Source organism: Streptomyces sp. NPDC028419 (assembly GCF_055565515.1).
Genome location: NZ_JBVHUE010000012.1, coordinates 100,157 through 122,939 on the forward strand (window position 1 = coordinate 100,157; position 22,783 = coordinate 122,939).

The following is a 22,783-nucleotide window of genomic DNA, read 5'->3' on the forward strand; positions in this document are numbered from 1 at the left end:
GTCACCGAAAAGTGGGGCGGGCAGCGATGTCATCGATCGGTCAGACGGCCATGCGCGGCGGAGATGAGGCCGGGGAGCGGGACGTCGCCGTCGTCGGCATGGCGTGCCGGCTTCCCGGCGGCATCTCGTCACCTGCGGAGTTCTGGAGTGCCTGCCTCTTGGGCAAGGACCTCGTGAGCGAGGTTCCGGCCGGCCGGTGGGACATGGACGCGGTCTTCGACCCCGAACCGGGGGTCACGGGGCGGACGGTGAGCCGCTGGGGAGGTTTCGTTGACGACGTCGCCGGTTTCGACGCCGAGTTCTTCGGCATCGCGCCGCGTGAGGCGGTGTGGCTGGACCCGCAGCAGCGGTTGCTGCTCGAAGTCGGCTACGAGGCACTGGAGGATGCGGGGCTGCCGCTGCGACGAGTGGCGGGCAGTAACTCGGGCGTGTACGTGGGTGCCTGTGCGAGTGACTACTGGGCGCTGCAGAGCCAGGACGAACGCCGGTTCAGCTACTACGGCATGACCGGCTCGTGGGCACTCTCGGTGCTGTCGGGGCGACTGTCACACGCCTTCGACCTCAGAGGTCCCAGTCTCACCATCGACACGGCCTGTTCGTCAGCGCTCGCCGCCGTCGACGCGGCCGTCCGGCACGTGCGCTCAGGGGGGAGCCTGGCACTGGCCGCCGGCGTCAACCTCTGTCTCCTTCCGGATCCCAGCATCATCTATTCGGGCGGAAAGATGCTCTCCCGGGAGGGCCGGTGCAAGTTCGGTGACGCCAGTGCCGATGGTTTCGTCCGCAGCGACGCCGTGGGCGTCGTCGTCCTCAAGCCCCTCTCGGACGCTCTCGCCGACGGGGACCGGATCAGGGCGGTGATCCGGGGCTCCGCGATCGGCTCCGACGGGCACGACGGCGGGCTGCTGGTGAGGCCGACGGTCAGCGGGCAGAGCCGGGTACTGGAGCGGGCTTACCAGGACGCGGACATCTCGCCCAGCGAAGTCGACTTCGTGGAGGCCCACGGAACCGGTACGCAAATCGGCGATCCGGTCGAGCTGGAGGCGCTCGCTGCCGTTCTGGGACCGGGGCGTACGCAGGAACGGCGCCTCCTGGTGACCTCGGCCAAGACCAACCTCGGCCACAGCGAGGCGGCGGCAGGACTCGTCGGTCTCATCAAGACGGTGCTGTGCCTCGAGCACAACATCGTTCCCGGGAGCCTCCACCTCAACGATCCCAATCCGGCGATCCCTTGGGACGAATTACCGTTGAGGATCCCGCGGACCGCCACCTCCCTGCCGCACCGGCTCGGGCCCTCGCTCGGCGGAGTCAGCAGTTTCGGCATCTCCGGCACCAACGTGCACGTCGTCCTGGCCGGTGCCCCTCAGCCCACGGCTCGCCCCGGGCCGCCCGCCCGCGCACAACTGCTCACCCTTTCCGCCGCCGTGGAAGAGGCGCTGCCCGACCTGGCCAAGACCTGGGCCGCCTTCCTCGGACCCGCCGATCACCCGGGGGCAGGCGAAGACCGCCCCTCGCGTCCGCCGCGTTTCATCGACATCTGCCATAGCGCCGCCCGTCGGCGTACCACTCACCCCTACCGGCTCGCGCTGGTTGCCGAATCGGGAGAGGAAGCCGCCGCGGCGCTCCGGGAGCATCTTGCCGAGGACGGTCCGGCCACCTCCCTCATGCGTGGGGAGGCCAGGGACGTGCCACAGGTGGCGTTCGTCTTCCCCGGGCACGGCTCCCAGTGGGCGGGCATGGGGCGAGATCTCCTCGCTACCGAGTCCGCCTTCGCCGAGGCATTCGACACCTGCGACCGGGCGGTTCAGGCCGAGAGCGGCGTATCCCTGCGCTCATTGATCGAGGAAGACGATGAGAGTTGGCTGTCGCGGACCGAGATCGTGCAGCCGGCTCTCTGGGCCGTCCAGGTAGCGCTTTCCGCGCTGTGGCGGGCCTGGGGTGTCGAGCCCGACGTGGTGATCGGCCACAGCATGGGAGAAATCGCCGCCGCCTGCGTGGCGGGCGCGCTGAGCACGGCGGACGCGGCGGCTGTGATCTGCCGCCGCAGCCGACTGGCGACCCGGCTGGGCGGGCACGGCAGTATGGCCTGGACGGAACTGGCGGTCGACGTCGCGCGGCAGGAGATCGCCCCGTTCAACGGGTCCGTGGCCGTCGCCGCCTCCAACGGTCCGCGCTCGACCCTGTTGTCCGGCGAGACGCAGGCCATCAGGACCATCGTGGCCTCGCTGGAGGAACGCGGCGTGGCTGCCCGCCCGGTCAACGTGGCCTACGCCTCCCACTGCCCGCAGATCGACGAGATCACCGGTGACCTGCTGAAGGCCATCGAAGGCATCTCCCCGCGCGCCGCCGCCGTTCCCATCCGCTCGACTCTGCTGGGCGAGGTCATCGACGGCACTCGGATGGACGCCGCCTACTGGGCCCGCAACATCCGAGAACCGGTCGAGTTCAGCGGAGCGGTCCGCGACCAACTGGCCAGCGCCCACACGATCTTTGTCGAGATCAGCGCCCACCCGGTGCTGACCACGGCCATCCGTGAACACGGCGGCGCCCAGGCCTACGGTTCGCTACGGCGGCACGGGGACGCGCGTGCTGCGCTGCTGGAGACCCTCGGCGCACTGTATGTCGCCGGTGTGGACGCCGACTGGGACGCGGTCACCGACGGCGGTACCTACACTCCGCTGCCGCACTACCCGTGGCAGCACGAGAACTTCTGGCTACCGCCGGCCGATCAAACCGAGCCGGACCAGATTCCCGCGCCTCGCCATCCGCTCCTGGGAAACGAGGTGTCCCGTCCCCAGGCCGGCCTGCGGCGGTGGGAAGGGCGACTGGACCTGACCGCCAACGCCTATCTGATTGACCATCAGGTGCAAGGTGCCGCGATCGTGCCCGGGACCGCCTATCTGGAACTGATGGCCGTCGCAGCGGGCCGAATCCTCGGGCCCGCCACGCCGGTCGAGATCGACTCCCTCCGCGTGCACAGGGCACTGTTCCTCTCGGACGTGGCCGACGTGGTCGACGTGCGGGTGAGCGCCCAACCCGACGGTGACGCGCTGCGCTTCGAAGTTCACGGCCGTACCGCGCCCACCGTCTCGTGGACGTTCCACGCCGAGGCGCGCGTCCGGGGGATCGCGGGCCCGGACGAGAGGGAACAACACGCGGTGGACCAGGCCCTGTCCCGGTGCCCGGACCGGATGGCCGGCGAGGAGTTCTACACCTACCGTGCGGCGCGCGGCAACCAGTGGCTCGGGGCCTTCAAGGCCATGGAGGAGGTGTGGCGCGGTGCAGGAGAGGCGGTCGGCCGGTCGCGGCTGCCCGAGCCCGTGCGCGCATCCCAGTCGGCGCACCGATTTCATCCCGCGTTGCTCGACGCCTGCGCGCAGACCATCGTCGCCCTGCTGCCGGACACCGAGGAGAGCCAGGACGGGGCGTTCGTGCTCAGCAGCATCGGTGCGTACCGGCTCTACAGGCAGCCCAAAGGCACTCTCTGGAGCCATGCCCGGCTACTCTCCGAGCAACTGGACGATTCAGGATCGGGCAGTGTCCGCATCTACGACTCCGACGGCCTGGTCGCCGAGCTCGACGGGCTGAGGCTGCGCTATCTCATGGGGCGGGCACCGGCTCCCTTCGCGCTCCCCCGGACCAGCTCGAGCCCCGCAGGCATCGAAGGGCCGGCCGGGCAAGAGGATGTCGCTCCAGGTTCCGTCACCCCCCAGCCGCACAGCAGCCCCCGTACCGCCTTCGCGGAGAAGGAGACCGCCGTGTCCATCGATCGGCCTCCCGCCGGTGCGCTCGAACCCGATGCCGAAAGCTGGCTGTACACCGTCGACTGGGTCCGCAGCACACCCACCCCCGCTCCCCGCCCGACCGAGCACACCGCCCGCCGATGGCTGATCCTTCGGGACAGTGGGTCTGTCGGCCGTGGCCTGATTGCGGAGCTGCGACGGCACGGCGATGAGGTGGCCGTGGTCACGGTCGCGGCTGCGTACCAGAAGAGCGATCAGCAGCACTTCCAGGTCGATCCGACGAGCGCGCAGGACCTGGCCACGGTCGTGTCCGATGTGTGCCAGAAGGGCAGCCGGCTGCACGGCATCGTGCATCTGTGGAGCCTGGACGCCACACGAACCGACACTCCCACCGACAAGGAGCTGGAGCGCGCGGCGAACCTCTGCTGCACGAGCGTCGCGAACCTGGTGACTGGCCTGGAGAAAGTACGGACAACCGAGCCGCCCCGGCTGTGGCTCGTCACCCGCGGTGCACAGCAGGCGGTTGCGACCGATACCGTGCGCGCCTTCTCACAGGCCCCCCTGTGGGGCTTGGGCCCTGCCCTTGCCGGCGAATCCCCGCGGCTTCGCACCACCGCGATCGATCTCGGCGAGTTCGACTTCGGCGGAGTCGAACTCGCCCGTGAACTCCTCGGTTCCGATGACGAGGACCGCATCGCCCTACGCGCCGGCGCCCGCTACGCAGCCAGGCTGCGACCGTTGGAGCTGCCGCCTCCCACGGTCCGTGAGGCCTTGCGGCTCAGCCAGAAGCGAGCGGGAGTCCTGGACGAGCTGGCGTTCATCCCCACGACGGCGCCGGCGCCGGGGCCGGGCCAGGTTCTCATTCGTGCCACGCACGCCGGCGTGACCTTCCGGGAGGTCCTGCTGGCGACCAATGCCTACGCCGGCACCGACCGACGGGCGGGCGCGTTGGGCGGAGAGTGCTCGGGAACAGTGGCCGCGGTCGGCCCGGACGTCCACCACGTCAAGGTGGGGGACGATGTCGTGGCCTTCGCGGAGGGAGCGCTGGCCACCCATGTGCTGGCCGCGGCGCAGCTGGTCGTGAAACGGCCCTCCGGGCTCACCCCGGCCGAGGCGGCGGCCATGCCGGTTTCCTTCGCCACCGCGTACCACGCCCTGCACACCCTTTGCGGGGTGACCGCGGGCGATCGCGTACTGGTCCACACGGCATCCGGCGGCACCGGGACGGCCGCGCTCCAGGTGGCGCGCTGGCTGGGCGCCCACGTGTACGGCACGTGCAGCGGCGAGAAGCGCGACGCGCTCGGCAAGCTCGGTCTTCTGCCCGAGGAGATCGGGGACTCCCGATCGCTGAGCTTCGTCGGACAGTTCCGCGAGGCGACGGGCGGGCAGGGTTTCGACGTCATCCTCAACACCCTCACCGGCGAAGCCGTACAGGCCAACCTCAGCCTGCTGGCTCCTGGCGGACGGTACGTCGAACTGGCCAAACGAGACATCACCGACGGCACCCCGATAGCCATGTCCGCCCTCGCCGAGAACCGAAGCATCCACGGCGTGGACCTGGTCCCTCTCGGTCGTGATCATCACCCCGCGCTCGTCGAAGCGCTGCGGCAGACCTTCGACCTGTACGAACAAGGAATCTTCAAGCCCCTGCCGTGCAAGGTCTTCGCCGCCGACCAGGTCGTCGACGCCTTCCGCCACGTGGCGCGCGCCCGCCACATCGGCAAAGTCGTCATCGAACTGCCCGAGGCAGCACCCCCGGCCATGACATCGCCGACGGTCTCCGGGCCCCAGCGGCTCAGCCAGGAACGAGCGGGAGTCCTGGACCATCTCACCTTCGGGCCCGCGGAACCGCCGACCTCCCCGGGACCCGGGCAGGTCCTGGTCCATGCCACCCACGCCGGTCTGGCCTTCCGGGACGTCCTGCTGGCGACCAACGCGTACCCCGGCATGGAGAGCCGTGCCCATGCCCTGGGCGGAGAGTGCTCGGGAACGGTGGCCGCGGTCGGCCCGGACGTCCACCACGTCAAGGTGGGGGACGAGGTCGTGGCCATCGCGGAAAGCTCCTTGGCCACCCATGTGCTGGCCGCGGCGCAGCTGGTCGTGAAACGGCCCTCCGGGCTCACCCCGGCCGAGGCGGCGGCCATACCGCTGGTCTTCGCCACCGCGTACCACGCCCTGCACACCCTTTGCGGGGTCTCCGCGGGCGATCGCGTACTGGTGCACACGGCATCCGGCGGCACCGGAATGGCCGCGCTCCAGGTGGCCCGCCGGCTGGGCGCCCACGTCTACGGCACGTGCAGCGAGGCCAAACGCGACGCACTCGCCGGCCTCGGCCTCCGGCCCGAGGAGATCGGTGACTCCCGATCGCTGAGCTACGTCGAACAGTTCCGCGAGGCGACGGGCGGACAAGGCTTCGACGTCATCCTCAACACCCTCACCGGCGAAGCCGTACAGGCCAACCTCAGCCTGCTGGCTCCTGGCGGACGGTACGTCGAACTCGCCAAACGAGACATCACCGACGGCACCCCGATAGCCATGTCCGCCCTCGCCGAGAACCGAAGCATCCACGGCGTGGACCTCATCCCCCTCATCCGGGATCACCACCCCGCGCTCGTCGAAGCGCTGCGGCAGACCTTCGACCTGTACGAACAAGGAATCTTCAAGCCCCTGCCGTGCAAGGTCTTCGCCGCCGACCAGGTCGTCGACGCCTTCCGCCACGTGGCGCGCGCCCGCCACATCGGCAAAGTCGTCATCGAACTGCCCAAGACAGTGCCCACGAAGACAACCCGGCCCGTGCCCTCCGTGGACGGTGCGCAAGCCACCTGCCTGGTGACCGGCGGGCTCGGAGGCATCGGAAGCCGCCTGGTCGAACATCTGGCCGGCCGCGGACCCAGCCACCTGCTCCTCCTGGGCCGCACTCCCCTGCCCGAGAACCCTGCCGCGCCGGGCCGGCAACTCCTGCGTGACCTGCACGCCCGAGGCGTCAAGGCCGAGTACCACGCCCTGGACGTGGCCGACACCTCTGCCCTCACCACCCTCCTCGCCGCCCGGCGCCGTGCGGGCTCACCACCCGTCCGTGCGGTGTACCACCTGGCCGGGGTCTTCGAGCACGGTGCCGTCACCGACCTGACGCCACACCGGCTCGGCGAGGTGCTGCGCCCCAAGGTGAACGGCGCGCTCGCGCTGCACCAGGCGCTGGCGGGCGAACCCGTCGAGCGGTTCGTTCTCTTCTCGTCCGGGTCATCCGTCCTCAGCTCACCCATGGGGGGTGCCTACGCGGCCGGCAATGCCTTCCTGGACGCACTGGCTCGTCATCGGCGCGCCCGCGGGTGGCCGGCCACCTTGGTCAACTGGGGGTACTGGGGCGACGTGGGCATGGTGGCCCGGGAGCGGGATACGGGCCGGGACCTGCGTCCTCGCGGCATGTCCTTCTTCACCCCTGAGGAAGGCCTCGCCCTGCTCGACACGCTGCTCGAGCGAGACGTCCCGGAAGCGGTCGTCCTCCGGGTCGACTGGCCCCTGTGGTCCGCGACGTACCAGGCGGCGGCCGGTGTTCCGCTCCTACGAGACCTGGTCAACGGCGTGGCCGCGCCGGGAAGCGCTGAACCAACGGACAGCGATACGGGGCGTTCGCCGCGGAGTCCGCGGCACCCGGACGCCGCGGAAGCCCGACCCGCTCCTGATCTCGCGCCCCCCGCGGCCCTTCCCACGCACGCGGCGGCCCGCCCGGAGCCGGCGGCGGAACACACCCCGGCACACTCGACCCCCTCCACGGCGAAGCCTGCTCCTTCAAGCGCGGCGGGCCCGGTCGCCCAACGGGACGGTGCCCCTGCCGACGCCGTGGAGGAGGTGCTGGCCCAACAGGTTGCCCGTGTGCTCGGCACGCGCGCCAGTCGGGTCAAGCGCGACCGGCCGCTGACGGACTTGGGTATCGATTCACTCATGGCAGTGGAGCTCCGAACCCTGATCGAGCTCGAGTTCTCGGCCTCCATACGGGTCGTGGACATCCTCCGCGGCGCCACGCTGCGATCACTCGCAGACACCGTCCGCGCCACTGCCACGTCCGAAAGCCGTACCGACGGGGAAGGGAAAGGTGGGCACCGGTGAAGACCGAGGACATCTGGATCGCGTCCATCGGCACACAAGTGCCGCCCTCCATGAGCACTCGACAGGCCGTGGACGAAGGACTGTACGATCCGGAATCGCATGACTGGCACGGGTGGACGGGCGCGGCGGTCGCCGGCGACACCCCGGCACCCGATCTGGCGATCGCCGCGGCTCGGCAGGCCCTGGAGCGCTGGCCGGGCGGGCACCTGGCGGATGTGGTGATGCACCTGCACGCCGGCGCATTCACCCAGGGGCCGTCCGCCTGGTCCAGCCAGCACTACGTACTCAACGCCCTCGGTGACTGCGCGGCGCCTTCGATCCGGATAAGCCAGGGCTGCACTGGCCTGCTGGCTGGACTCGAACTCGCCGCCGCCTACCTGGCGACCGCACCGGCACGTGCCGCAGCACTCCTCACAGGATCCGACAACGTCGGAGTCCCAGGCATCAACCGCTGGTCGCTCGGCTTCCAGTACGGCCCGGTAGGTGACTCCGGCAGCGCCGTCGTGCTGTCCCGCGGCCCGGGTCTGGCCCGCCTCCTCGCCGTGGGGTCGGCTTCGCTGCCGGAAGCAGAGCGAGTAGCCCGTGGCGATGCGCCGATCTTCCCGCCGACCGTCGACACGGAGCCCGCCTCCGGCTTGCGCCGACGACTGGATCAGCACCGCACAGCGGGCGAATCGTCTTCCCTGGCACTCCAGTTCAGCGAGATCCGTACGGAGACGGTGCTGCGCACCCTGGCCGAGGCCAATCTTGCCCCCGGTGACATCTCCCGGGTCGCCCACAACTTCATCGGCCACGAGCGCTACCTCAAGTCCGTGCTCGCCCCCATCGGTCTCTCCGTCCGGCAGGGCGTGCTCGACTACGGAAGGAGCGTCGGGCACCTGACGGTCAACGAACAAGTCATCGGGCTGGAACACCTCTTGGTGACGGATCAGGTGCACCCGGGCGACCATGTGCTGCTCCTCGGATTCTCCGGCCCCACGTCGACGACCTGCTCTGTCGTGCGCATCGAACGGAGCCTGCCATGACGGACCAGCAGTCCAGCCACAACGCCGACGGTCTCTACGGCCGGCTGATCCGGCTACTCGGCCGGCGGTACCACCTGGAGACGGCGCAGCTCACCCCCGACGCCACCTTCGCCGACCTGGGGCTCGACTCTCTCGCAGTCGAAGAGCTCCTGTTCATCATGCCGGATGTCTTCGGCATCACGACCGACGAGATTCCGGAGCGAGGCATGACGCTCGGGCAGCTCGCCGAATGGCTCCGGGAAAGGGGAGCCCGATCATGACAGTCATCCATCTGCTGTCGGGCGCCACAGGGTTCATAGGCGGCGCGGTGGTTCTGGAACTCCTTCGAGATCCGGAGAGCGAGGTGTACGTGCTCGTGCGGGGCCAGGATCCGGCACACGCCCGGCGCCGCCTGTACAACGCACTGACCGCGGCCGCCACGGCCTACGACGCAACCCCCCTGTGGAAGAGCGGTGAACACCGCGTCCACCCGGTGCACGGCGATGTCGAGGCCGCTCTGTGGGGCCTCGATCTCCCCAGAGCACTGCCAGGAGGCGTCCGCTACATCTGGCACTGCGCGGCCACCCTGCACTACGAGCTGCACCGCGCCGAACGGATCGACTCCGTCAACCACCACGGGACCCGCCATGCGATCGACCTGGCCCGCAGGCTCGGCGCCCAGCTCAACCACATGAGCACCGCCTACATCGCACCCAGCCGCGACGACGGTGTGCTCGTGGAGCAGCCCGCCGTCGACCAGACCGCGGCGCCGGCAACCCCGTACCACCACGCCAAGATCCGCGCCGAACGAGCGGTGGTGGAAAGCGAGATCGTCTGGCGGATCCTGCGGCCCTCGTTCGTCGTCGGTCACGCCCGCACTCACGCCGCAACGCATCACGCCGGCTACTACGCCATGGCCCGCCGCCTGACCATCGCAGCCCGCCGGCACCTCGTTCCCGAAGACGCCCGGGCGATCCTCCCCGTACCGCCGGACGCCACCATCAACCTCGTTCCCGTCGACACCGTCGCCCGCGCCGCGGTCGCGGTCGGCACGCTCGGAGAGACCGGAACGGTCTACCACCTCGCCAACGCCGAGCCCCCGACGTCCCGCAGCGTCCTCGAAGCACTCTTCGCCTGGACCGATCTGCCACGTCCCGAGTTCGTCCCCCTGGGGGAAGCGCGGCTTCCCGGTCCGGCCGGCGCGCTACAGCGGTACCTGCCCTTCTTCGGGGTGAACCAACTGGACCTGGACCACACCCGACGCGTGACCGGATCCAGTGCCATGGCGGCCCCCCTGGCGGCCGCCGATCTGCTGGCCTACCTCGACTGCTACAAGGCGACCCTCCAAGCAGTCTGAACACGACCCAAGGAGTGCCGAATTGACCAGGAGCGTCTCCTTGCCCACCAAGCTGATCCGCGGCGCCGCGCGGGTGCTCGGCCGGGGTCCGCTCGACCCCAGGACACCGCTGCGGATCCAGCGGCTGTCTGCCGAACTGGCCGGATATCTGCTGCGACCACCGCGCGGCATCACAGTCAGGCCCGAAGCCATCGGCGGAGTCCCGGGCGAATGGGTCAAACCCACGACGGCGGGAACCGGTTCCGCGACGATTCTCTATCTGCACGGCGGCGGGTACGTCCTCGGCTCGCCCCGTGCGTATCGGGGCCTGGTCGGTCACCTCGCCCGGAGTGCGAAGGTCCGCGCCTTCGTTCCCCACTACCGGCGGGCTCCCGAGCATCCGTTCCCCGCGGCCGTGAACGACGCGGTCGCCGCTTACCGAGGTCTGCTGGCACAGGGAGTCGCCGCCGACCGGATCGCCGTGGTCGGCGATTCGGCCGGCGCGGCCCTGGCCCTGGCCCTGGCATCACGGCTCAGAGACGGTGCGGAGCCGCTGCCGGCCGTCATCGCGATGGTGTGCCCCTGGCTCGACCTGACGGCCGACGGCCCGGCGCACCGCCCGCCCTCCCCCGCGGAACCGCTCATCAGTCCGGCGAAGCTGGAACACTGGGCAGCCCTCTACGCGCGGGGCCATGCCGATGACCCCGCTGCCTCACCGCTGTACGGCCGCCTCGGTGACTTGCCACAGATCATCCTGCACTCGGCCGGTGACGATCCGCTGGCCGCCGACGCCGACCGCCTTGAACAGGCGGCCCGCGAGCAGGGCGCGCGCCTGGACCACATCCGCCACCCGGGACTGTGGCACGCCTTCCACGTCTTCGCCCCCGTGATGCGCGAGGCAGCCCGGGCCGTGGACGAGCTGGGGACACGACTACGAGCCGCCCTCCTCCCGCAGCCCCAAATCGCGATCGTGGGTGCCGGGATCTCGGGCCTGTGCATGGCCGCGACGCTGCGACGGGCGGGAATCGACACCTTCACGGTGTACGAGAAGGCAGCCGACCTGGGGGGAGTGTGGCGGGACAACACCTATCCCGGCTTGCGGTGCGACATCCAGTCCCGCGTCTACTGCTACTCCTTCGCCCCCAATCCCTCCTGGAGCAAGCTCTATTCACCGCAGGAGGAGATCCTCGAATACCTCAGGCGAGTGGCTGGTGATGCGGGCCTGCGCCCGCACATCCGGTTCAACACCGAGATCACCGAGACGGTCTGGGATGGTCGCCAGTGGTGCCTCCGGGCCGCCGGCGACCCGATCGAGCACCATGCGGACGTACTCATCGCGGCGAGCGGATACCTGCGCCAGCCGTCCGCCCCCACCATCGCCGGGCTGGAGACATTCGGTGGTGCCACGTTTCACTCCTCCGAGTGGGACCACACCGTGCCGGTCGAGGGCCGGCGGGTCGCAGTCGTGGGAACCGGTGCGAGCGGAGTGCAGATCACCTCCGCACTGGCCGGTGTGGCGGGGCGCCTCCTGGTGTTCCAGCGCACCCCGCAATGGCTCTTGCCCATGCCCGACCTCCCCTACCGCAGGTGGACCAAGAGCATGTACCGGCGCTGGCCGAAGCTCCAGAAGATCCCGTTCCGGTTCTACGGAGCGATCATGGAGAGGTTCTTCGCGGCCGCTCTGGTCCGGCCGGGATGGCAACGCCGGACGATCACCGAGATCTGTCGGCTGCACCTGCGGTTCGCGGTCAAGGACCCTGAGCTCCGTCGGCAGCTCACTCCTGACGACGCCCCCATGTGCAAACGACTGGTCACCTCCAGCACGTTCTACCAAGCGCTCGGACGCGAGGACGTGTCTCTGGTCAGCTCCGGAATCGACCACGTGGAGCCTCGTGGGATCGTCACGAGCGACGGGACCCTCCACGAGGCGGACGTGATCGTGTTGGCCACGGGCTTCGATGCACACACCTACATGCGTCCCATGAAGCTCACGGGGGAAGGCGGCCGCACACTCGACCGGGCATGGTCGCAGGGACCGTATGCCTACCGCACCATCGCTCTGCCCGGCTTCCCGAACTTCTTCATGCTCTGCGGGCCGCACAGCCCGATCGGCAGCCAGGTCGTGCCACGCATCGCCGAGACCCAAGCCGCCTACATCGTCCGCTGGATCGAGATCCTCCAGGAAGAGCGCGTAGCGAGTCTCGCTCCGACCGAGGCGGCCACCGCGGGGTTCAACCACGATCTGCGGAACGCCCTGAACTCCGGCAACACGGTGTGGACCAGTGGATGCCACAGCTACTACCTCGACACGAACGACCTGCCCGAACTCTGGCCATGGCCGCCGAGCAAACATCGAAAGATGCTGCATGAACCCGCCCGCGGCGACTTCGTGCTGAGGATGAACCACCCCGACTCGGACAAGGGACCCTGACCCCAAGCCCCACCGTCGGCCCCCTCCCTCCGCACCGACCTGCACCCCCACCACCAACGAGACCCAATGCCTCGACTGCCCCGGCCGACGCAATCGAGGTGTACGTCCGCGAGGGCTTCCCCGACCAACAGGTCTACGGGGGCACGTACACGAAGAAGACCAGCTACCCGGCCGACGTCGTCGTCTACGCCCACCTCACTGATGCCCTCATCAGCCCGCCCACCGGCTCCTGTTGAACGTCCGGCCGCCCGAAACTGGCTGATCGTGATCAGCGCCGGAGGCGTACGGCCGTCCCTGGCGATGCCTTGAAGTGGACCTGCCGCATTTTGGCGCATGTCACGGTCTGCCGAGCGGTGACGGAGCGAGGCAGAGGTAGAGGTAGAGGCAAGCCATCGCAGTCCCGGGTCTCAGGTGTCATCCGTACGCTGCGAGTTCCGTGTCCACGTTGGGACTCGGAAGGCCCCCATTCGTATCCTCGACGCCTCTCGGGGGACGGCCGCCGTGAGCAGTCGCTCTCCCGGCGCCGCCACCAGGAGCCGCTGGAGCCAGTTCGCGGCGTCGGCGGAGAGGTGGTCGCTGCCGGTGAGGACCAGCAGCATGTCCTGCCCCGCGAGCCACAGGATCGGGTCGCCGGTCCCGAAGGGCAGGAACGGCATTCCGTGGATGGAGCCGAGTTTCGCCCACAACTCTGCGAGGTCATGCGGGTATCGGACTCCGTTACGGCAACGCCGTCGATGAAGTGGGAGGGCAGCCGCTCGGACGACCACGCTCCGCACAACTTGTCGCGCCCAGCCCGAGGACCCCAACGCGTACTCCTTCGCCCCCCGGAAGTCACCAGGTGACTTGACGGTCCATCACATAGGTCAGCATTGGGTCAGCATTGGTCCTGGCAAAGCTGACCCCAGCTGGTCATGGATGGGAACCGTCGGAAGCCCCGCGAGAGGATCCAGGAGCCCCTGCCGCTCGCTCCTCCCGAACGGAGTTCGCGCGAAGGCCAGCCGCGCTGCGGCTGAGCTCGACGGATCGACCTTCTCCACAAACACACAGGTCAGCGCACCCGTCCGCGTGCTTTCAGCGGCACCGGCGGGAGCCCGGGAGCAGGGATCGGAGCGCCGTCGTAGCCCTTCACTTCGCCGTAGCGGGTGCTTTCCATCCACTCCTAGCGCGCCTGTACGATCTCCTCGTTGTTCCGGTCGATCCAGTTCCAGAACAACCCGCAGGCCGCCGGCTAGGTCGAACACAGCGCTGGCCTGGACCCCGAGATCGGACCCGGATCAGGGAAGATCTGTAGCCGCGGCGGTCCTCGACCTGCCGGTCGCCATCATCCTGCATCCCCACGCCGACTGAGCCATGGACGCCACAGTGGCCCACCCCCTGGGGTCCACCGCCGAGAGCCAGGTGCAGGACCGCGCGAGTGGTGTTGCCATAGGTACGCGCGCCTCCGCCGACAGCTATCCCACGAAATAATCCCCCCTCGCTCCCCCACGGCCAGGATCCGGGCCAGTTGCGGGCCAGCACCGGCCCACCGAAGCCCCGTGGCTGCATTTTGCCTGTTCAGGAGGGGTGTGGCGTGTGTACCACCAGCAGACGAAGAATCTCCTCGTGTCGTACTCGCCGAAGAAGCTCGGCTTCTTCTAGGAGCACGGGAGACGGCGCCTGGCCTGGGCTTTTGCCCGTCAGGCGCCGTTGGCTCGACCCGCTCCACGCGGACATCGGTTTTCCCTGTTCCTCCTAGTTCCTCCCGCCCGTCTCCCACTCCAGACCGACTGTTCCGGACCAGTCACGGACCAAACCGGGCTCACCGGGTGGGATCGACGGACAGCTCAGAACCCGAACGCAACGGTGTTGCCGTAGACCTCATCGCGTGATCTTGCCGCGTCGGCGACGGACCTCCGAGCCCACGTGCCGCCACGAAGGTCGGACAACCTGCACAGCGCGTGCTGCGTCTCGCAGGTCGCTGATCCCGCCACGCTCGTAGATCCTCCAGAGGAAGCGCAAGATCAACCACAGGCTGATGATCGCACTCGCGGACGAGACTGTTGACACGACAACCCACACCGGCATTGGGAACGCCCCCTCACATCCTGGCCGAGTCGACGTCCTGCGACGTCGCGCTCGAACCAACGTTGTTCGTTGGGCTCCACGTCACCAGGGCCGGCAGCCGGTGGGACACCTGGCGCCATCAACTTCGCGAAAGTGCGCCATCACGTCGAGAAGTTCACTTGTTCGCCCCACGCAGCAGGAGCACACTCGGAGAGTGACATCCGGACATGAGCGTCAGCCCTCCGAGAGCACCTCCAAGGAGTCCCGAACGATCGCCGTGGTCACAGCGGCCGATGTCTACCTGCTCCGCATCTGGCTCCTCGATGATCTACGTCAGAAACACCAAGACCCGACCGCGCCGGCTTCCATCGGCTCGCCCTCAATGACGGAGATCATCGGATCTCTCAGCCCGGCCGAGGCCCGGACCGCGCTCGCCTGGACAGTCGTGGACGGCAGAGCGGATGCGGGGCTTTCCTCAGGAGACGTGCTGTTGTGGATCGAGACGTCGGGCCTACGGGGCGTTCGGATCAGTGTCACTGACATGGCTCGCGACCTACAGATCTCAGCCCGACAGGCGCACCGGCGCATTCGCCAAGTCGACTGCGTGGTGGCCGGCTTACTGAGCGACCTACCACCGGGCAGCTTTTACAGCAGGGCGCGTCGCCCCAAGGGGCCACAATGCCAAATCGACGATGCCGAGATGCTCGCAGCCGTGTACGCGGAGTGTTTCTCCATACCGGACACGAGGCGGGCTCTCGACGCTGTACGAATGTACGCACGCAATCAACGAACAACCAATACCCTCAAAGGCAGGCCGACATACCTGGCCGGGAATAAAGACGATCGGTATAGGGACGCCAAACGAGTATCAGCGTGGATCCACACTGTCGCCCATAACCCGCCGGTGCCATCAACCACCCCTTCCGATAGGGCAACCCTGGCAGCGTGCCGAGACGTCGAATTATCGACTGACCCACAGGCGGCGTTGCAGCAGGTCAGGAACGCTATCGCGACCAAGCAGCGCGAGGTCCTGCCTCTACTCATTGCCCATGCTGGGAGCCTGGTTTCCGATGTGGACACCGCTGGCGTCGACGCGTGGCTCGACTATCTTCAGCTGCGGTTCCATGTGGCCATGGAGTCCGAACACATCACTGCCTTGCGGTACGCTCGCGCACTCCAAGCAAACGCAGCTCGATTCAGTCCGGCAGGAGTCGCAGATCCGCGAGTTCGCAAGGGAATCGCTGGCCGAGGACACGTCCTGCAAATGTTCGGCCACTATGACGCAGCTCTGCACTGCTATCACCAATCCGTCCGCCATGCCGTCTACTTTCCGCCTGTCGATCATGGCCAACTGGAAGACTTGCACGATGCATACGCACAGATCGCGTATACGGAGGCATTACGGAGGGGGAACCAATCTCATGCCATGAATGCGCTCCGGCATGTGAATCAGCTCGCTGATCAACAAAGCGATGTGATCGAGGTTCAGTTCACAAGGGCAAGGCGGATCCTGGAGGTCGCCATAAGCTTCGGGGTTCGGAGCGAAAGCTTGACTCTGGCGCCCCTGACGCGCCGCGCTGAATCCTTTGTGGAGAATCATTTTGCGCAGTTCAGTAAGTTGGCCAACGGGCGCCCGTCGGTGAACCGAATGCTCACCGCCCAGGACATCAAGCTTCTCTACGCCATAGCGACTCGCGACGCCGGCCTAGCAAAGGCAGCACGTGAGGAGTATCAGCGCGTCAACGATGTTTTCGGCGGCTATGCGAACCTGACCGACCGCTTCAACAGGAGACTGCGAGAGGCGGCAATCTTGTCCAAGGCGTTCCGAGACCTTCCCACAGTCTCAGGTCCGACCGACCCTCTGCGCATACCCGCAGCGAGCCCGCAACACCCAACCGGCCTACTGGTGCGGCCTACGGCCAAGTCGCGTGACTGAAGTGCGCAGTTCTGTCCGTGGACGCGCGCAAGTCACCGGTTGACACCGGAGATTGACCACGGGGCGGCATCACGCGCCTACCGGTCCGCGGTGGCCTTGGTTGCGGTGACCGGGGATCCACCGCAGCACTGCGCCTGGTCAGGAGGTGTGGCGACGCAGAAAGCCGCCGCTGGTCGTGACCCCGTCCAAGAGGCATCCGATGCCGACGTTCTTGCTGGTCAGTATGGCCCGAACCCGCGCCACCAGCTGATCGCCGGCAGCCGCCCGCACCCACACCCCGCCTCGGCCACGCGCCCCCGCGACCGGCGTACTTCTAATTAGAGGGTTCCCACCCCTCGAGGGGGGATCGACCCTTGCCCCCCAATGGAACGCCTGCCTTTTCTCCCAACAGCAGTGTTTCAGAGACCAGTTGAGCCTCCGGGCGTCGAGCTTGCATGTTCCGCGATCAGCGGGTGCAGCAGGCAGAGCCCGTCAACGGCCCGTTTCCCGGCGTGCCGCTCCGATCCCTGCCATGACGACGAGTACGGTGCCCGCCGCCTGCACGACGGTCGGGGTCTGGGCGATGAGGAGCACGCCGGCCAGCAGGCTTACGGCGGGCTCGAGGCCGGCCAGGGTGCCGTAGGTGGTCTTGGTCATGCGCTGGAGCGCTTTCATCTCCAGCAGGAAGGGGACCAGCGGCATCAGTACGGCGATGCCCGCCGCCGCGGCGGCCACCTTCCAGTCGAGGTTCACGACCGCCTCCGGCGCCCCGAACGGCGCGGCGACGACTGCGGCCACCGCGAGGGAGAGGGCCAGACCGTGCTGCGCCGAGAACCTGCTGCCGACGTGCGCGGTGCCGATGACGTACAACGCCCAGCAGACGGCCGACCCCAGCCCGAAGAGGACTCCTGCGAAGTCGGTGACGCCGGTCCAGGGCGAGGTGAGGAGCAGGACGCCTGCCGCGGCCAGCGCCAGCCACGCCAGTTCCCTGGGGCGCCGGGACCCGGCGACGGCCACGGCCATCGGTCCGAGGAACTCCAGCGCCGTCGCCGTACCCAGCGGCAGCCGGGCGGCGGACTCCGAGAACAGCAGCATCATGCCGGCGCTGACTGCTCCCAGGGCCACGGTGACGAGCAGATCGGCCCGGGAGGCCGCACGTACCACTCGCCACAGGGACCGGCCGGTGAAGGCGAGCAGGAACACGGCAGCGAAGGAGAGGCGCAGCCAGGTCGTGCCGGCCGGACCGAGGGAGTCGAACAGCTCGGTCGCCAGGGCACCGCCGGTGTGCAGCACCGCCATGGCGACGAGGAGGAGCACCGCCCCGGGCAGACCGCGCGGCCGGTCGACGGGCCGCATCGGGCCGTGGGGGGTGGCGGCAACCTGGTGGGGTGCCACGACGGGGGCGGCAGAGGCGTTCATCCCGCCATTGGAGCGGGCACTGTTCCCTGCTGTCCACGGGCTAATAGTGGCGTCAATGACCACCATTAGTGGATGATTCCCGTATGGCACCCCAGGACATGCGCCCGCTTCCGGATCTCGGCCGACTTCGGCTGCTCGTAGAGCTGGGCCGCCTGGGCACCATGGCCGCGGTCGCGACGGCCACCGGATACGGGACCTCGGCCGTCTCCAAGCACCTGGCCGTGCTGGAGACGGAGGTCGGTGCACAGCTGCTGAGGCCGGTGGGGCGGCGGGTCCGGCTGACGCCTGCGGGCGAACGCCTGGCGGAGCACGCGGTCGCCATCCTCGCCGCGGTGGAGGAGGCGCGGGCCGAGCTGAGCGGCGGGGCCGAGCCAGCGGGGCGCGTGCGGCTCGCGAGCTTCTTCACCGCGGTCGAGCCGGTGGTGCTGCCCATGCTCGCGCGGCTGGGGACGGTGTATCCGCGGATCGAGGTCGAGACCTACGAGCACGAGCCGGATCACACCATCGATCTCGTGCGCTCGGGCAGCATCGACCTCGGTTTGGTCTACCACTACAGCCTGGTGCCGCGTACGGTCCCGCCGGAACTCAGCGTCCGGCAGGTCGAGGAGCAGCCGCTCTTCCTCGCGGTCCCCGCCCATCACGCGGACACCGGACGGCCCGTCGCGCTGACCGAACTGCGGGACTTCGCCGGAGCGGGATGGATCGCCAATTCGCGCGGCACCGATGACGACGAACTCGTCCAGCGGGTGTGCGCGATCGCCGGTTTCGCGCCGCGCATCGCGCATCGCATGGACAGCCTGCACCTGGTGAACAGCTTCGTCGGGGCGGGCCTCGGAGTGGCCCTGCTCGCCGAGTCGGGAATCGAACGGGACCGCACCGATGTCGCCTTCCGGCCTCTCGACCCCCTGGCCGGCACCCGCCGCACCTCGCTCCTGGTGCGCGCCGGCCAATGGTCCTGGCCTCCCGTCGCAGCCGTGACCTCCCTCATCACCGAGCACACGGCGTGAGCCCCGACGAGGCGGCCGGGCTGCGGGTCAGTAGAGTCGCTTCTTGAGCTGGGCGTAGACCTCGCTGACCGCATGTCCCCATGGCGAACCACTCGAGGAGAGCCCTGTGCCGCAGGGCCCGGTCCGGGGGCGAACGCCGTCGGCGGGCGCGGAGCACCTTCCCGAGAACCAAGATCCGAGCCGCTCCCGGACCGCGCCACTGACCAGGAGCCTGGGGACGGGCAGTTACTCCCCAAGAAGCTCGGATTCTTCTGGAGAACAGAAATCCGTTGCCTGGAGCGGGCATTGCCTCTCCAGGCAACAATGCCTCCAAGCGCAGAAGGTAATCAAACGGCAGCCGTACGCGCCGAGTGGGCGAACCTGGTCGGCGGCCGCTGGATGCGCCGGCGAAGCAGCTCACTGAACCCGCGGGGTGGAGGGTCGGCTCCCGTGACCGTGGCGACGCATGCGGCGGTCTCGGCTGCGAAGGCCGCTCCGTGCTGGGCGGGGTTCATGACTGCGCCCTTCCTCTGATGACGCTGCCCCAGGTGGCGATACTCAAGGCCACTGGCGTCGCACTCGGCGCGGATGGCGGGCAGGGCTCCCCTGACGTCCCAGGACGAGGTGCGGAGCGCTGTGCTGCCCTTGACAGCCGTGACGCGATAGTCGTCGGAGTCACAGGCGAAGCCGTGACGATTCGGGCAAGTCATCCCGGCCCTCGTTGTCGGCGGGTCGCGTGCGGTGCAGGTCATCGAACCTCCAGCCGGCGCCCAGGCCGCCCACAGCGCCCCGCTGCCTGGTGCGCCGACGGGGTCGAGGGTGACGGCGACATGGCCGACCGACCATCCCGACCCGTGTGGGTGGCACGACGATCTGGGCGCCTAGGTCCGCGAAGCGGGTGACGGTGGATTGGATGTCCGACACGGTGACGTTGACCGTCCAGTAGGGGGCGCCGACGTCCTCGGCCGGCCCCAGGGCGGCGACGAGGTGTCCGCGCAGCGTGCAGAGCCTGGAGCCGTTGGGGTCCGATCGGGCGACGGTCCAACCGAACAGCGCGGCGTAGAACGCCGCCGTCCTCTCCGTGTCGGGGGTGCCGAGGTCGATCCAGCTCGCGCTGTTCTCGCGATGCCGCGTGACGTTGATCGAGATGACTTTCCGTTGAGGCCGCCCCGCCCCGACAGCGGAGCGAGGCGGCATCCAGAGCTGACTCAGCGGCGACCTGTTGGTGTCAGGTGTAGTAGGGCGAGTTCAGATCGATGCTGGCGTCTTTGACGATGTCACCGTCGAACAGTCGCGTCGTTGCCGGGGCGCCGGCCCGGCGGGCTTCTTCGGCGAAGGGGCCTTGAGCGAAGGCCAGGGCACTCTCGGCGCTGTCGAACTCGTAGAAACCACCGACGGTGTGGGTTCCGATACCGGACAGCCACGTCTTGCGAATCAGGCCCGGCGCGGTCTTCAGGGCCTCGTTGACCTGGCGCCAGTCGAACTGCTCGAACGGCACTGCCGCCTGGATCTCGGTGTAGAGACGCAGACACGAAGTCCCGCATGATCAGCGCAGCGATCGGACCGCTGCAACGCCGCGGCCTCGCCGCGATGTCGTTCACCGACGTCCTGACCGAGAGCGGAGCCGCGCGCGGGGCGATCTATCACCACTTCCCGGGCGGCAAACACCAACTCGCGCTTGAAGCCGCTCGCCACAACGCGGAGGACGTCCGCGGCCACCTGCACGCACTGCCGGCCCGCACGCCCCGCGAAGTTGTGGAGGCGTTCCTCGGCAACGTCCGCCCCGTGGTGCAGGCGTCCGCCGGAGGCGGCGGCTGCGCGATCGCGGCGGTCACCGTCGACGGCGGTGCAGCCATTGCCGACCAGAACAGCCTGCGCACTGTCGCCGCCGAAGCGTTCGCCGGCTGGGTCGGCGAGCTCACAGGAAAACTCACCCAGGCCGGAATGAGCTCATCCCAGGCTACCCGGGCGCGCAGGTCTCGGGCAGGAACGGCCGACTCAGGGGCGACCGTCTCCTTCGTGTCAACTCATCGGCTTCGCCGTTGTCGTGCATCCTGCCGGCGACGTCGGCACGCACTGCCACTTCGGACGCAGGGTGACGAGTGGGTTACGGCCGGGTCGCGGCCGTCACACCTGATGTCGTCGGACGCTTGCGAGGCGATCACACCCTCCGCTCGGCGGTGCCTGCGGCGTCTTCGGCGAGCCAGCTCGGTCGCGCGGGCGGCTTCGGCAGATCCGGATCGGGATCGGTCCACTCGTTTCCCCAGGCGGCCAAGGCTGCGAGCACCGGTACCAAGGCGCATCCCTGTTCAGTGAGAAGATACTCGAAGCGGGCGGGTTTGAGGCTGTACTGCGTGCGCCTGAGGACGCCGGAGGCAGTCAGCTCCGTCAGTCGCCGGGCGAGCGTGTTCTCACTCATGCGCAACCGATCGCGGAATTCGTCGAACCGACGGGCTCCGGCGAGGGCTTCACGCACCACCAGGAGCGCCCATCGTTCGCCGACCACGTCCAGCGCTCGGGCGGCGGGACAGTTGTCGAGGGCGAGGGTCGAGCGCATGTCCTCAGCCTAGCGGCTTCCATGTTGGAAGTGAACTGCTAGCCTCCCGTCACTTCCATCATGGAAGCCACTGGGGAAAGGTGCTTCCGGATGCAGAGACTTCGTCAGGCCGGTATCGAGGTTGCCCGTGGGGTGTTCCGTTTCGGAGACGGCCACGTCAACTGGTACGTCATCGAGCAGGAGGGCGCCCTGACCGTCGTGGACGGCGGCATGCCCAGCCACTGGCCCGCGCTGATGGACTGGCTGACGAAGCGGGGGCAAGGTCTGGACTCCGTTCGAGCCATCGTGCTCACCCACGGACACGCCGATCACCTGGGCATCGTCCGCCGGCTCTCCGACGCCACCGGCCGGCCGGTGTACATACACCCGGACGACGAGGCGCTGGCCAAAGGCGCCCGACTCCACACCCCACCCCGCCGTATTCGGCGAAACCTGTGGAAGCCTCACGTCTTTGCACTCAACCTGAACTGGGCACGCGCGGGCCTGTTTACCGTCCCGCCGATCCTGCACGCCGAGTGCTACACCGATGGGCAGCGCCTCGACGTACCGGGATCGCCTCGGGCGATCCACACTCCCGGCCACAGTCCAGGGAGCAGTTGCCTGCTGCTCGCCGACCGAGGCGTCCTGATTACGGGAGACGCCCTGGTGACCCTCGACGTCGTCACCGGCCGACGTGGCCTGGGAATCATGCCCGGTACCCTCAACGACGACCCCGGACAGGCATTGGACAGCCTGACCGCTCTGGCCGGAATCACAGCCACGACGCTGCTCCCCGGCCACGGCGAGCCCTACGCGGAAGGCGTGCCCACAGCTCTCGCGGCGGCCCGTCGACACGGCATCGACTGGAGGACGCCGGCCGCAGGCGCACACGGCCACACCCATTGACCGCAGCCCGTCCGATCGAACGCACTCGGCGGTGCCGCGGTCGCCGTCGGCGGTTCCGGTTGCGACGTGTCCCCGAAATCGGATTCAACCGGAGGTTCCTGGAGGGCGAGGCCGGCGGGTTCAACGCCGACCAGAACCAGAGCCGTCGCCGACTACCTGACCGCCTGGCTCGCCGCCAAGGCCCTCGCACTCGAGCCGACCACCATCGCCCGTTACCGGGACTACGTTCACCGATTTGAACGACCGGGGCCAATAGCTCGCCACAGGTGAGCGCTCGGCAGGGCGAACGGTGCAACAGCGTGCCGTCCGCGGCGCGGGACGGTCCAGGTGCGCGGCCGGTGAGCCGCGGCGCGGCCCCGC

14 protein-coding genes and 2 pseudogenes are annotated in these 22,783 nt (G+C 68.7%); 10 read left to right on the forward strand and 6 right to left on the reverse strand.

The features are described from left to right. The first annotated feature begins 26 nt into the window (after window positions 1–26). The 6 genes from ACZ4UB_RS16440 to ACZ4UB_RS16465 all read left to right on the forward strand — a co-directional run bounded on the left by ACZ4UB_RS16440 (window position 27) and on the right by ACZ4UB_RS16465 (window position 12,854). On the forward strand, window positions 27–7,847 hold the full coding sequence (locus tag ACZ4UB_RS16440) for an SDR family NAD(P)-dependent oxidoreductase (protein WP_468070689.1): 7,821 nt from the start codon (window positions 27–29) through the stop codon (window positions 7,845–7,847). After that, window positions 7,844–8,872, forward strand: coding sequence for a 3-oxoacyl-[acyl-carrier-protein] synthase III C-terminal domain-containing protein (locus ACZ4UB_RS16445; RefSeq protein WP_468070690.1), 1,029 nt, complete (start codon window positions 7,844–7,846; stop codon window positions 8,870–8,872). The genes ACZ4UB_RS16440 and ACZ4UB_RS16445 overlap by 4 nt, the downstream gene beginning before the upstream one ends. Next, window positions 8,869–9,132 carry a phosphopantetheine-binding protein gene (locus ACZ4UB_RS16450; RefSeq protein WP_327360108.1) on the forward strand — a complete coding sequence of 88 codons (264 nt, stop codon included), beginning with the start codon at window positions 8,869–8,871 and terminating at the stop codon, window positions 9,130–9,132. The genes ACZ4UB_RS16445 and ACZ4UB_RS16450 overlap by 4 nt, the downstream gene beginning before the upstream one ends. Then, window positions 9,129–10,208 (forward strand): SDR family oxidoreductase, encoded by a 1,080-nt coding sequence (locus tag ACZ4UB_RS16455; RefSeq protein WP_468070691.1) that lies wholly within the window; start codon window positions 9,129–9,131, stop codon window positions 10,206–10,208. The genes ACZ4UB_RS16450 and ACZ4UB_RS16455 overlap by 4 nt, the downstream gene beginning before the upstream one ends. A gap of 40 nt (window positions 10,209–10,248) precedes the next feature. Continuing rightward, window positions 10,249–12,618, forward strand: coding sequence for an alpha/beta hydrolase fold domain-containing protein (locus tag ACZ4UB_RS16460; RefSeq protein WP_468070692.1), 2,370 nt, complete (start codon window positions 10,249–10,251; stop codon window positions 12,616–12,618). A gap of 98 nt (window positions 12,619–12,716) precedes the next feature. Next, window positions 12,717–12,854, forward strand: coding sequence for a hypothetical protein (locus ACZ4UB_RS16465; protein WP_468070694.1), 138 nt, complete (start codon window positions 12,717–12,719; stop codon window positions 12,852–12,854). Between the two features lie 171 nt (window positions 12,855–13,025). Here the strand turns inward: ACZ4UB_RS16465 and ACZ4UB_RS16470 are convergent, their stop codons facing one another. After that, window positions 13,026–13,274, reverse strand: a complete 249-nt coding sequence (locus tag ACZ4UB_RS16470) for a hypothetical protein (protein WP_468070696.1) — start codon at window positions 13,272–13,274, stop codon at window positions 13,026–13,028. Between the two features lie 392 nt (window positions 13,275–13,666). Next, window positions 13,667–13,831, reverse strand: a pseudogene (locus ACZ4UB_RS16475) (pirin); the annotation flags it as partial. A gap of 1,044 nt (window positions 13,832–14,875) precedes the next feature. Between ACZ4UB_RS16475 and ACZ4UB_RS16480 the strand changes: the two are divergent. After that, window positions 14,876–16,597, forward strand: coding sequence for a hypothetical protein (locus ACZ4UB_RS16480; RefSeq protein ID WP_468070698.1), 1,722 nt, complete (start codon window positions 14,876–14,878; stop codon window positions 16,595–16,597). A 471-nt stretch (window positions 16,598–17,068) separates the two neighbouring features. Here ACZ4UB_RS16480 and ACZ4UB_RS16485 read toward each other — a convergent pair whose 3' ends face one another. Then, a complete protein-coding gene (locus tag ACZ4UB_RS16485; protein WP_468070700.1) occupies window positions 17,069–17,995 on the reverse strand; it encodes an EamA family transporter in 927 nt (308 codons plus the stop codon). 83 nt (window positions 17,996–18,078) lie between these two features. Here ACZ4UB_RS16485 and ACZ4UB_RS16490 point away from each other — a divergent pair, with 83 nt between their 5' ends. Next, the gene (locus tag ACZ4UB_RS16490) at window positions 18,079–19,002 is read left to right on the forward strand and encodes a LysR family transcriptional regulator (protein ID WP_468070702.1); all 924 of its coding nucleotides are present in this window, start codon (window positions 18,079–18,081) and stop codon (window positions 19,000–19,002) included. A gap of 654 nt (window positions 19,003–19,656) precedes the next feature. Here the strand turns inward: ACZ4UB_RS16490 and ACZ4UB_RS16495 are convergent. Then, window positions 19,657–20,178, reverse strand: coding sequence for a VOC family protein (locus ACZ4UB_RS16495; RefSeq protein WP_468070704.1), 522 nt, complete (start codon window positions 20,176–20,178; stop codon window positions 19,657–19,659). Between the two features lie 31 nt (window positions 20,179–20,209). Next, window positions 20,210–20,479, reverse strand: a complete 270-nt coding sequence (locus ACZ4UB_RS16500; protein ID WP_468070706.1) for a YdhR family protein — start codon at window positions 20,477–20,479, stop codon at window positions 20,210–20,212. Between the two features lie 44 nt (window positions 20,480–20,523). Here ACZ4UB_RS16500 and ACZ4UB_RS16505 point away from each other — a divergent pair. Next, window positions 20,524–20,937 (forward strand): annotated as a pseudogene (locus ACZ4UB_RS16505) (TetR/AcrR family transcriptional regulator); the annotation flags it as partial. Window positions 20,938–21,142: 205 nt separating this feature from the next. Here ACZ4UB_RS16505 and ACZ4UB_RS16510 read toward each other — a convergent pair. After that, entirely contained in the window at window positions 21,143–21,538 is a 396-nt protein-coding gene (locus ACZ4UB_RS16510; RefSeq protein WP_468070708.1) for a winged helix-turn-helix transcriptional regulator, read from the reverse strand. Window positions 21,539–21,628: 90 nt separating this feature from the next. Between ACZ4UB_RS16510 and ACZ4UB_RS16515 the strand changes: the two genes are divergently transcribed. Further along, the gene (locus ACZ4UB_RS16515; RefSeq protein WP_468070710.1) at window positions 21,629–22,423 is read left to right on the forward strand and encodes an MBL fold metallo-hydrolase; all 795 of its coding nucleotides are present in this window, start codon (window positions 21,629–21,631) and stop codon (window positions 22,421–22,423) included. Window positions 22,424–22,783: the final 360 nt, after the last annotated feature.